The sequence below is a fragment of the Streptococcus pseudoporcinus LQ 940-04 genome (genome assembly GCF_000188035.1).
Lineage (GTDB): Bacteria > Bacillota > Bacilli > Lactobacillales > Streptococcaceae > Streptococcus > Streptococcus pseudoporcinus.
This window is the reverse complement of the sequence record NZ_AEUY02000005.1, coordinates 42,341-56,137: the sequence shown is the minus strand read 5'-3', so window position 1 is coordinate 56,137 and position 13,797 is coordinate 42,341. Positions and strand designations below refer to the sequence as shown.

The 13,797-nt window shown below is 36.3% G+C and carries 2 protein-coding genes and 3 pseudogenes; all 5 read left to right on the top strand.

The window, feature by feature from the left end; translation table 11 throughout:
- The first annotated feature begins 38 nt into the window (after window positions 1–38).
- Window positions 39–1,745, top strand: coding sequence for a DNA topoisomerase 3 (locus STRPS_RS01715; protein ID WP_007896555.1), 1,707 nt, complete (start codon window positions 39–41; stop codon window positions 1,743–1,745).
- 84 nt (window positions 1,746–1,829) lie between these two features.
- A complete protein-coding gene (locus tag STRPS_RS01710) occupies window positions 1,830–2,633 on the top strand; it encodes a KilA-N domain-containing protein (RefSeq protein ID WP_002843620.1) in 804 nt (267 codons plus the stop codon).
- Window positions 2,634–2,715: 82 nt separating this feature from the next.
- Window positions 2,716–10,039: pseudogene (locus STRPS_RS01705) on the top strand (helicase-related protein); the annotation flags it as partial.
- A gap of 576 nt (window positions 10,040–10,615) precedes the next feature.
- Window positions 10,616–12,288: pseudogene (gene ltrA, locus STRPS_RS01700) on the top strand (group II intron reverse transcriptase/maturase).
- Between the two features lie 88 nt (window positions 12,289–12,376).
- A pseudogene (locus tag STRPS_RS01695) lies at window positions 12,377–13,771 on the top strand (helicase-related protein); the annotation flags it as partial.
- Window positions 13,772–13,797: the final 26 nt, after the last annotated feature.

Genomic DNA, 13,797 nt, shown 5'->3' with positions numbered 1-13,797 from the left:
TTCGCCCTTTTATATTGAAAACAGGAGGAAAAATATAGATGAAACTTGTAATTGCTGAAAAGCCAAGTGTTGCAATTTCTATTGCAAAAGTAATTGGAGCTACAAAAAAGAAAGACGGATATTATGAAGGAAACGGATACAAGGTAAGCTGGTGTGTTGGACATTTAATTCAAATGGCAAATCCTGATAGTTATGATGAAAAATATGCGAAGTGGAATATGGCTGATTTACCGATTATTCCAAAGGAATATAAGTATGAGATTGCAAAGTCTACAAAGAAACAATTTACGATTCTTAAAAAGCTAATGAATGATAAGGACATAGATATTGTGATAAATGCCTGCGATGCAGGGCGTGAAGGAGAAGCCATCTTTAGGCTTGTATATAATCAGGCAAATTGTAAAAAGCAGATGAAACGCTTTTGGATTTCATCAATGGAAGATAGTGCAATTAAAGAGGGCTTTGATAACCTAAAAGATGGAAGTTTTTACGATAATCTATTTGAATCATCACAAGCAAGGGCAATAGCAGATTGGCTTGTGGGAATGAATTTAAGCAGACTGTATTCGTGCCTATATAAACAGAGTTATTCTGTTGGGAGGGTACAAACACCAACTCTTGCAATGATTGTAAATAGAGATGATGAGATAGCAAATTTTAAGAAAGAAAAATATTATACAGTGGAATTAAGCCTTAATGGCTTTACACTATCAACAGATAGAATTGATGATGAAATAACAGCGGAACAGCTCTTAAATTTAGTAGGCGATAAGATAGAAATTACCGATGTTATTCAAAAGGAAAAGATAACAAAGCCTGAGCTGCCATTTGACCTGACAACGCTTCAAAGAGAGTGCAATAAATATTTTGGATACTCAGCTAAGCAGACACTTGATTATGCTCAAAGTCTTTACGAAAAGAAACTGATTACCTATCCGAGAACAGACAGCAGATGCTTAACGGAAGATATGATTACAAGTACCATCAATCATATCTTAGGAAAGAATGACTTTGATACGGGTCGTATTAAGACGGTATTTAACTCTAAAAAGGTTACAGATCATCATGCGATTATCCCGACAATCAGTTCCTTAAAAGAAGATGTTTCAGAACTTCCTTTAAGTGAAGCTAAAGTTTACTTCCTTATATCCGATAAATTCCACACAAGTGTGGGCTATCCTTTAGTGGAAAACACAAGGAAGATTGTAGCTGAATTTGACGGTTTTGAATTTACAAGCTCCGGCAAGACAATTAAAGATGAAGGCTTTACAAAATATCTTAAAGAATACAAGTCTAAGAAAAATGAAGATATGGCACTTCCTGATGTGAACATTGGTGATGTATTGAGCATTGAAAACAAGGAAATAAAAGAAAAGTATACAACATCACCTAAACACTTTACTGAAGATACTCTTCTTAAATCTATGGAGCTTGCAGGAAATGATGCACTTGAAAAAGGAGTAGAGGTTGAGCGAAAAGGACTTGGAACACCTGCAACAAGAGCAGGGATTATTGAAAATTTGATTTTCAAGGGATTTGTAGAAAGAGATAAAAAGAACCTTATTGCTACACATAAAGGAATCAGCCTTGTAACGATTGTAGCCGATACTTTTAAATCAGCAGAAACAACAGCAAAGTGGGAAATGGAGTTATCGGATATTGCACAGGGGCAATCTTCAAAGGAAAATTTTTTAGAAGCGATTGAAAATGAGATAAAAGAAGTGGTTTCCACTTATACCAAGTAAGATGCCACTAATTTCAAGGTGGAAAAAATGCCCTAAAAATGCTATAATATAAGGTAATCAATTTAATGATTGAGAGGTGATTATGTGTCTAAAATAAATGTTGAAGGTTCAGAAATCAGCATTATTGCCATAGATAATAGGGACTACATTTCTTTGACAGATATGGTTAGAAATATTGAGAACGGCTCTGCTTTAATAGAAAAATGGCTTAGAAACAAGAATACAATAGAGTTTTTAGGTATTTGGGAAGAAATGTATAATACAAATTTTAATTCCCCCGAATTCGAGGGAATTAAAAATGAAGCAGGATTTAACCGATTTATTTTATCTGTTAAGCAGTGGGTAGAAAAAACGAATTCTATCGGTATAGTTGCGAGAGCAGGAAGATATGGCGGAACTTATGCTCACAAAGATATAGCATTTGAGTTTGCTTCTTGGGTATCTCCATACTTTAAATTGTATTTGATTAAAGAATTTGAACGCCTAAAGGAAGAAGAACAAAAGAAGTTAGGCTGGGATATAAAAAGGAATTTGGCAAAAATCAATTATAGGATTCATACAGATGCCATTAAAAATAAACTTGTACCTGAAAAACTTTCAAAAGAAAAAATTAACTTTATTTATGCAAGTGAGGCAGATATTCTTAATGTTTCTTTGTTTGGAATAACAGCGAAAGAATGGCGTGATGAAAATCCGGATTTGAAAGGAAATATTAGAGATTATGCAGATATATCGCAGCTTGTATGCCTTTCTAATCTTGAAAATCTTAATGCGGTATTTATAAATGAGGGCATGAGTCAATCTGAAAGACTGGAAAAACTAAATTCAATAGCAATTGAACAGATGAAGATATTATCCGAGAGTGAATCAATTAAAAAGCTGAAATAGGATGATAATGCAATATTATTACAAAGGTGATTAGAGTAAAATCTAACCGCCTTTTTTATTTGTAAAAAAGAAGGAGGTAAACATGCGAATAAATGATTTTCATAACATTTTGGAACTAATAAAACAAGATGTTCTGCAGAGTGAAGCAGAATATCTGAAGCTCTTAAAGGTTGTCGGAAACAATCAGAAATATGATTTTAGAAGTCAGTTAAGTATTTATGATAAAAATCCTGAAGCGACAGCTTGTGCCAAGTTTGATTACTGGAGGGAACGCTTCGGAAGAACCGTTATGCGAGGTCAAAAGGGTATTCCCATTTTAGAGGACTACGGCACATACAAAAAGGTGGACTATATCTTTGATATTAGTCAGACAGTTTCCAAAAACAGAGATGTCAATGAGGTAAATCTTTGGAGATTTGATAAAGAAGCTCATAGAGATGTATTAAAAGAAATGATAAAAGCTGAAGGGTATGAAGAAAGTGAAAACACCTTAGAAAATATCTTTTCTTTAAGTAGGCTCTACGGAGATGAAAAGATAGATAGCCTTATGAATGAGCTTAGAATATCTGATGAGGACAGAATATCCTTTACCAAGTTTGCAAGGGACTCAGTGAGCTATGCAGTAGCTTCAAGATTTAAGTTAGACTATCCTATGGATAAGGAGCTGTTAAAGGAAAACTTTGCAATGCTTGACAGCATTTCTCTTATGAGCCTTGGAGAAACGGTATCGGACATTAGCGGAACAGTCATTGATGCAACCATTCAAAAAAGCAAAGAGTTAGAGCTTCAAAAAGAAGTTTTAAGAGGTAAAGAAGCAGGATATAATAGAATAAAAGAAAAATTAGAGGAGGTAGAAGAAAATGTACTTCGACGAGATGATCAGGAAAGAATTAGTGAAAACGAGCGAATTTTCCGAAATGGAGAGTACGGACGAGATAATAGAGAAAATCAAAGAGAATACACTGAATCAGTTGGAGGAAGAGATGGACTTTATGAGGGAATATCCGAATCCGACATACGCAGTGATGAGACTGGATTATCTTTCAAACAGCGAGGAGCAGAGCAACTTCGAGATGTTAGTGGATCTATACAAGGAGAAGAAACTGATAGGGCACCTGATGGATACTCAGAAACAGGCGATAGAATTTATGCGAGCAGAGAAGCCGAAACTGATGATGGCTTGGAAGATAGAGGACGAGAGCCATCCGCAGTACAAAGCGATGATTTCAGCCCTCAAAGAAATGACAATCAAGGAGATAGTGGAAATCTAAAAGAAAATACGGATAAAGAGATAAGAGAAGCTGACAAGGCTTCTTTTTCTTTACCCGAAAACAGATCAGGACAGATTAAACTTACAATACCTCTTACTCAAAATGATATTGACAGTATTCTTGTAAACGGTGGAAACCATGAGGGCGAAAGACTTCCTATCATTGCTGAATTTTCCAAAGGGAAAACAGTAGAAGAATTAGGAGAATACCTTAAAGATACCTTTAGAGGCGGAAATGGAATATATATTGATGAAAGAGAGGTATCTTCCTGGTATTCGGATAAAGGCGTTCATTTAGCTTATGGAACATCAGCAAGAGAAGATATGACGCAAATTTTAAGCTGGAGTGATGCTGCAAGAAGAATCAGTGAGCTTTTAGAAACAGGAGAGTTTGCTACAAATGTAGAGCTTTTAGAAGCACAGGACTATGAAAGAGATAGAGTTTCAGAATCGCTATGGTATCTATATCACGATTTAAGTGAAGAAGGGAAAGCACAAGGCTATTTTGACTTTATAGAAAGAGGTGGTGGCTTTCCGGAAGAAACAAAAATATTATCTGAGGCATTAAAAAATCCCCAATATCTGAAAGACACAATTAGGGAGTACAGCCGTTTTTTAGCAGGATACAAAGAAAACAAAGATGTACTAAGATTTCATTATCACAAGGTAGATAGCCTTTATCAAAAATTGCAGGAGCTTGAACTTCCGAGAAAGGAATATACCTCTTATCTTACCGAACTTCCAAAGGTACAAGGCTTTATTACTGAAGATGAAGTTCTTGCTACGATTTCAAGAGGAAGTGGAGTATCTCAAGGAAAAGAGCGAATTACTAAGTTTTTCAAAGAAAATCATACGCTTCAGGAAAAAGCGAATTTCTTAAAAGATGAGTATGGGATCGGAGGTCATTCTCATGCCGTTTCAGGAGCAAAGGGAAGTGATGAATGGCACGATGCAAAGGGACTTAAATTACAGAAGAATCATTGTAACGATGTATTTCTTACATGGTCAAATGTAGCAAAGCATATCGACGAGCTGTTTTCTAAAAAACTTTATTTTGAAGAAAAGGAAACAGAAAGTACAAAAGAGATAGAAGAACCACAATATTATTCTAAAGATAATCCTGAAAACCTAATGACTGAAGAAATGCTTGAAAGAGTGCCGGAGCTATATGCACAGGAGGATGTAGCATTAGCGGATAAAGAGGTTCATGCTGCATATATTATACCTTTCCGTTCTAATTGGACTTGGTATATGACGGAATATGATAAAGAAAGCGGCGATGCCTTTGGACTGGTACTTGGGATTGAACCTGAATGGGGATATTTTAATCTTGAAGAACTAAAGGAATTAAATGCCCAAAGGCTTATTTTAGAAGATTTTCCAAAGACCTTTAGAGAGCTGAAAGATACAGAACTTAAAAAGCAGATGGATGAGCGGGAGCTTCAATCCGTCTTTAACGGAGAACTTAGTTTTGAAAATAAAGCGGAACTTGAAGCATCTGAAGAAGCAGAAGAATTTACAAAGCCTGATGCAGTTCAAGCTACCTTATTTGATTACCTAAAGGATAGAGAAGAAGTAGAGCTTAATGAAAAAGAGGGAAACCATTTAGATGATTTTGCAGTTAAAGAGGGTAATACCGTCTATTTCAACCATGAAGAATATACTATAAAGGAGATTTCTAAAAACCAAATCACAGGAAGGAATGATTTATGGCTTGATCCGGTAAGAAGTGGAAATCATCAAATACCGGTTGTAACATTTGATGATAATGAGGACTTATTAAAGCAGGTAAGCCTTGAAAGACCAAACTTTATCGTTGGAGATGAAGTCAGATACAAGGATAAAGACTATACCATTACACGCTTTGATGATATGGGAAACAATCTAAAGACGGTAACGGTTAAGGACAATACAGAATATCTTGGCGGTATGATAACAGGCTCCGATGTGATTCCTTATCGTCTTGAAAGTGACCTTGAGAGGATATTTGAAAATCTGACATATCAGAATCCTGAAAAGACAACTGAAGAAATTGAAATAAATAAAGCTGATGCTCATAACTTCAAAATTAGAGAAGAAACGCTCCCTGAAAAGTTAAGTCCAAGCGAAAGGTTAAACCAAAACCTTGAAGCAATTTCTATGCTAAACAGAATCGAAAGTGGACAAAGAGAACTTGACAGTACAGCTCAGGAAGTTTTGGCAAAGTATGTCGGATGGGGCGGACTTGCTGATGTGTTTGATGAAAGTAAAGAGGGACAATGGGAAGTTGCAAGAAGTTTCTTAGAGGAAAATCTATCGCCATCTGAATATGAAGCTGCAAGAGAATCTACTCTAACGAGCTTTTACACACAGAAAACCGTTATTGACAGCATATATAAGACACTGGCAGGTATGGGATTTAAGCAGGGTAATATCTTAGAGCCAAGTATGGGTGTCGGAAACTTTATCGGCAATATCCCTGATGAAATGAATAAGTCTAAGTTTTATGGTGTAGAGCTTGACTCGGTAAGCGGTCGAATTGGAAAACTCTTATATCCTGAAAGTGACATACAGATCAAAGGGTTTGAAGAAACTTCTTTTTCCAATAACTTTTTCGATGTAGCAATCGGTAATGTACCTTTTGGAGAATACAAGGTAAACGACAGAGAGTATAACAAAAATAACTTCCTTATCCATGATTATTTCTTTGCAAAGTCCATTGATAAAGTTCGTAACGGTGGTGTTATCGCCTTTATCACATCAAGCGGGACGATGGATAAAAAGGACGAAAGTGTCAGACGCTACATTGCAGCAAGAGCAGAATTTTTAGGAGCCATCAGACTTCCAAATGATACCTTTAAGGGAGTTGCCGGAACGGAAGTAACATCGGACATTATTTTCCTAAAGAAAAGAGACAGTATTAGAGAGCGTGATGAGGACTGGATACATCTATCTGAAGATGAAAAGGGACTTGTATATAACAAATACTTTGTAGATCATCCTGAACAGGTGCTTGGTTCTATGGAAGAAGTATCGGGAAGATTTGGAAATACTCTTGCTTGTCTACCGAAAGAAAATGCTGACTTAAAGGGATTACTTACAAAAGCAAGTGAGGAAATCTCTAAAGATGCAAAGTATGAAGAAATAGAGCTACTTGATGATGAAATTACCTCAATTCCCGCAACAGACGATGTCAAGAACTTTTCCTATACCATTATTGACGATGAGGTGTATTACAGAGAAAACTCCCTGTTTGTAAAGAAAGAAGTAACGGATAAAAACAAGGAAAAGATTAAGGACTATCTTGAGTTAAATGCTGCCTTAAAGGATGTTATTTACAAACAGAAAGAAGATTTTTCAGATGATGAAGTAAAGAAAGCTCAGGAAAAACTAAATGAAATTTATGACAGCTTTTCTAAGAAGCATGGATATGTCAATAACCTTTCTAATACCAGAGCCTTAAAAGAGGATAGTAACTTCCCACTTGTTTCTTCCATTGAAATCCTTGATGAAGTAGAAAGCTTTAAGGCAAAGGGAGATATTTTTTCAAAAAGAACAATAACAAAGGCAAAGACAATCGACCATGTAGATACTTCCCTTGAAGCCCTTGTCTTATCTATGTCGGAAAAAGGTTATGTAGACTTTGACTATATGGGAAGTCTTACAGATAAAGACAGACCGACTTTGATAGAAGAACTTAGAGGGGAAATCTATCTAAACATCAGAGAAGAACAAAACTTTTATAGACCGTTATCCTTTAACTTGGAGGATGGTGATTTACCTTTCGCTTGTGCAAATGGCAGTAATTCCTATAAATATGGTTATGTAACAAAAGATGAGTACCTATCAGGAAATATCAGAGATAAGATTGCGATTGTTGACAGTTATCTTTCTAAGCTCAGACAAACGGAAAGAGAATTACCTCATCTTGGCTATTCAGAAGATGGCAAAGAAAAAGAGCTGATAAGCTATGAGATGAACCGTTTGGAATATCAAAAGGCAGAGCTTACAAAAGTTCTTCCAAAGGAGCTTGAAGCAAGTGAAATTAATGTGCGTCTTGGTGCTACTTGGATACCGAATAAGGATATTGAAAAATTCATCTTTGAAACGCTGAAAACTCCAGGATATGCCAAATGGGATATTAAGGTTAAATTTTCAAATCTGACAAGTGAATGGAATGTAGAAGGAAAGAGCAGGGACAGAGGAAATGACCTTGCAGAGATGACCTACGGCACCTCAAGGGTAAACGCCTATAAGCTGGTAGAAGATGCCTTAAATTTAAAAGAAACAAAGGTGTTTGATCAGATTGTAAATCCGGACGGTTCAAAAACTTCAGTATTAAATAAAAAGGAAACCCTTCTTGCAGGACAAAAGCAGGAGCTTCTAAAAGAAGAATTTAAGAACTGGATATTTAACGATCAGGAAAGAAGAAACCGCCTTGTAAAGCTATATAACGAGCGTTTTAACTCTATCAGAAATCGTGAATATGATGGAAGAAATCTCTCTTTTGAGGGAATGAATACGAAAATAGATTTAAGACCTCATCAAAGAAATGCTATAGCAAGAAGTTTGTATGGAGGGAATACGCTTCTTGCCCATGTGGTAGGTAGTGGAAAGACCTTTGAGATGGTAGCTTCTGCAATGGAAAGTAAAAGGCTTGGGATGTGTTCCAAGTCTTTATTTGTTGTACCGAATCACTTAACAGGTCAAATCGGCAGAGAGTTTATGCAGCTTTATCCTTCAGCCAATATCATGGTGGCAGATAAGAAAGACTTTGAGCCGAAAAATAGAAAAAGGTTTATCGGTCGAATTGCAACAGGAGAATATGATGCGGTTGTAATCGGGCATACGCAGTTTGAAAAAATCCCTATGTCAAAGGAATATCAGGAGAAACACATTCAGGATCAGATTGATGAAATCATAAACTATGTAGAGGAATATAAGCATGATAGAAATCAAAACTTTACGGTAAAACAGCTTGAAAAGACAAAGAAAAAGCTGGAAACAAGGCTTGAAAAATTAAATGATGATTTTAAGAAAGACGATGTTATTACCTTTGAGGAACTTGGTGTAGATAAGCTCTTTATTGACGAGGCACATAACTACAAAAACCTATACCTTTATACGAAAATGAGAAATGTAGCAGGTATCGGGCAGTCTGAAGCCTTTAAGTCCTCCGATATGTTTATGAAGTGCAGGTACATGGACGAAATGACAGGGGGTAAAGGTATTGTCTTTGCCACAGGAACACCTGTATCAAACTCTATGACCGAGCTTTATACCTCTTCAGTACGAAAGCCTTAAAAAGAATAATTTGGAGCATTTTGACGCTTGGGCAAGCACATTTGGAGAAACTCAGTCCGCTTTTGAGCTTTCTCCGGAGGGAACGGGGTACAGAGTTAAGACAAGATTTTCAAAGTTCTACAATCTGCCTGAGCTTATGTCTATGTTCAAGGAGGTTGCAGATATTCAGACAGCGGATATGCTTAATCTTCCTACGCCGGAAGCACACTATGAGGTTATAAAGACAATGCCAAGTGATGAACAAAAGGAAATCTTAAAAAGCCTATCTGAAAGAGCGGACGATGTTAGAAATAAAGTGGTAGAACCGGATGTAGATAATATGCTGAAGATTACCAATGATGGTAAGAAACTTGCCTTAGATCAGCGTTTAATAAATCCTCTGCTACCCGATAATTCTGAAAGTAAGGTCAATGTCTGCGTGAAAAATGTGTTTGCTATTTGGGATAAGACAAAAGATGATAGGTCAACACAGCTTCTTTTCTCTGATATGTCCACACCGAAGGGAAATGGAGAGTTTAATATCTATGATGATATTAGAGAGAAACTTGTAGCTATGGGCATACCGAAAGAAGAAATCGCCTTTATCCATGAAGCAAATTCCGACAAGCAAAAAGATGAGCTTTTTGCAAAGGTAAGAAAAGGAGAAATCCGTATTCTTATGGGTTCAACACAGAAGATGGGAGCCGGAACGAATGTGCAAAACAAGCTGATTGCACTTCATGATTTAGATGTCCCATGGCGTCCTGCCGACCTTGAGCAGAGAGCCGGAAGAATTGTAAGACAGGGCAATGAAAACAAAGAAGTGAATATCTATCGTTATGTTACGGAGAATACCTTTGATGCGTATTTGTGGGTGCGACATGAAGTCGCTTAATTTAACTGTTTGGTAAAATGACCAAACCAACTATTCCGTTAGTTGAGCCGAGTATCGACTGCACTTAGGTGTGGTAAGCCGATATTAAAGTAGCCCTACTTGAGGTAAAACCGTGAGGTAATACCGAAACTACTAGCAACAAAGTGGTTAGGGAGCGAGGCTTGATAATATGGCTAACATATGTGAACTACTGATAAATGTCGTTAAGGCGAACAGGCTAAAGTTGCTGATAAGCCTGAACCAAAATGGTGTGTAGTCGGATAATCCTTTCCATAGTGAGATTACACGGACAAAAAGACTACCGGCAGAGAGGTAGAGCCTAAGTTATCAACGTTAATTAAGTGAAACATGGTAAGCCTGTACTATTGCCATAAGGCAAGGCAAATCGTAAGAAATGCTGATAATGGTGCAGGTAAAGGAGAATGGAAAAAGCGAATGCCATCTTGTAATTAGATGGATAGGGGTTCAAAATTTGCCCTAACTTGAAAGAGTGCAGACTTCCATTTGGTTTTTAATCACAAGAGAACTTGTAGAATTTTTGAAAGGAGAAAGCAAATGAACAGTAAAATGTGTGCTACTACTAACAGAGCTAAAAACTGGGAAAGTATAGACTTTTCTCTAGCAGAAAGCTATGTTAAAAAACTACAAATGCGTATTGTGAAAGCGTGGGAAATGAGTAAATATGGAAAGGTAAAATCTTTACAACATTTACTCACAACTTCATTTTATGCAAAAGCCTTGACTATTAAGAGGGTAACTGAAAATCAAGGCAAGAAAACAAGTGGTGTTGATGGTGAATTATGGCTAACACCACAGGCAAAGTATAAGGCGATAGAAAAGTTAAATTTAAGAGGATATAAACCTAAGCCTCTTAAAAGAGTGTATATACCAAAGAAAAATGGCAAGAAAAGACCTCTCAGCATTCCTACAATGACAGATAGAGCAATGCAAACCCTATATAAATTTGCACTTGAGCCAATAGCAGAAACTACTGCTGACCCTAATTCTTATGGATTTAGGGCAAAAAGATGTACACAAGATGCTATCGAGCAGTGTTTTACATCACTTAATAAAAAGAAATCTGCAAAATGGGTACTGGAGGGAGATATAAAAGGTTGTTTTGATAATATAAGTCATGAATGGATATTAAATAATATCCCAATGAACAAGAAACTATTAAAACTTTGGCTTGAGTGTGGATATATAGAAAAACAAAAACTATTTCCAACAGAAACAGGAAGTCTCCAAGGCTCGCCAATATCACCTATTATTTCTAATATGGTATTAGATGGTCTAGAAAAAGCAATCAAAGAGAAATACCATAGAAGAACAGTAAATAAGAAAACATATTTCCCAAAGGTTAATTTTGTTAGATATGCAGATGATTTCATTGTTACAGGAGAAAGTGCAGAATTGCTTGAAAATGGTGTAAAGCCAATCATTGTAAAATTCTTGGCTGAAAGAGGGTTAGAACTGTCTGAGGAAAAGACACTCATAACGCACATAAATGACGGTTTCGATTTTCTTGGAGTTAATATTAGGATGTATAAAGATAAGTTGCTGACAAAACCATCTGATAAGAACTTTCAAGGCTATTGTCGATAAAATCAGACGAATCATAAAAGATAATCCGTCAATGAAACAAGAAATTTTAGATTAGAAAATTAAATCCAATCATTATAGGTTGGGTAAACTATCAGAAGTATAATGTTTCATCGAAAGCCTTTGAAAAACTTGACTATGAAATATATAAAAGTTTGTGGACCTGGTGCGTTCGTCGACACCCAAAGAAAGGTAGAAAATGGATAGCTAAGAAATACTTCCATACCATTGGGAATAGAACTTGGACTTTCAGTGTAGCAACTGGTGACAGAATGGAAAATGGCGAGAAATACTATCTTCGTCTTAAATATGCTACAGATACTGATATTAAGAGATTTACCAAGATACAAGCTGAAGCAAATCCATTTGATGAAAATTGGCAAATATACTTTGAAGAAAGAGAGGAGTTAAAAATACGAAACGAACTTAAAGGGCGTACAGTTATAAATAGACTGTATAAAACTCAAAACGGAATATGCCCTGTTTGTGGAGAGAAAATAACTCTGGATACAGACTTTAGAGTACATCAAACAACTCAAAACAATATTACCCTTAAAACATTAGTACACCCTTGGTGTCATAGAAAATTGCATATAAATGATAAAGAAAATACGCTGGCTCTCTAATTAGGGCTTATAAAAACTTGAGCCGTGTGAGGGGAAACTCTCATGCACGGTTCTTAGAGGGGAAAGGGATAGTAATATCCCCGACCTACTCGACCAGACGATAGAGAATAAGCAGAAATTTATTTCACAGATTATGACTTCAAAGACTCCTGTTCGTGTGGCGGAAGATGTGGACGAAAGCTCCCTTAACTATGCAGAGATTAAAGCTCTTGCCACAGGCGATCCTAAGATTAAGGAAAAGATGGATTTGGACAACGAAGTTACGAAACTAAAAATACTTGAAGCAAACTATAAGTCTAACCGTTACAGATTAGAGGATAAGGTGGCGAAAAACTATCCTGAAGAAATTACAAGAACGGAAAAACTAATTGAAGCTGTCAAAAAAGATATATCTGATGTAGAGCCTAAAGCGGAAGGTGAGGAAAAGTTTACTTCCATTACCATTTTAGGCGAAAAGATTACCGACAAGAAATTAGCCGGAGAAAGACTGCTTGAAGCAATTTCAAAGGTTAAAATCAATGAAAGCAAGGTTATAGGAAAGTATAGAAATATGGATTTAGAAGTAAGCTATAACTTCTTTACCAACGATCATAACTTTAGCCTAAACGGTGCTGCAAAGCATTCAGGAGAGCTTGGAACAAGTGCGGACGGTAATATTACAAGACTGGATAACGCTCTTGAGAAAATGCCTGAGAAATTAAATAGGCTTGAAGAAAAACTTATCAGTACAAAAGAACAACTTGAAAATGCCAAAGAAGAACTCAAAAAGCCTTTTGAAAAAGCTAATGAGCTGAAAACTAAGGTATTAAGACTTGCAGAACTGAATAAGCTCCTTGATATGGGAGAAGTGGAAGAAAAGAGAAATGACAATCCACTTGTAGAAGATGTAAAACGAGCCATCATTGACTTCTGTAACAGAGAGTACGAAGAAAATCACAGCTATGATGAATTTAATACCTTGTATCCTGATTTAAAACATATCGGTATCGCCTATACCAATACACCGGATGAAAGGCATGGTATTCAGTATGAGCTTGATTTAGAGGAGAAAACTTGGACGCAGTACATTGATGATACGCCTATCAAAACAGAGAGCTTTGATTATGAAAACAAGGGAGAGAATGAAGCTCTAAAGAATATGAAAAATGAAATAGAAATGTCCTCTTTTAACGATTTGGTTTATGTTGATTCAGAAGATTTAAGAGCAGCAACGGGACTTGACATTGATGATAAAGGTAACTTCTATGATCCACTTTCTAAAGATATTGATAATGATGGCATTCCTGACAGATATGACAATGACTTTAGGGATAGCGACTATTTTGAGTCAACCTACGATGTAGAGGACAATCTTCATAGCAAAGAAGAAACCGCACAAAAATCTGAGGATAAGCCATCTATCTTAGGACAGATAAGAGCCTATCAAAATGAAAGTAAAACAGAAGAAAAGCAAAAAACAAAAGAACAGGAATTTTTAAGATAGGGAGGGGAATCTCCCTTTTGCCATGA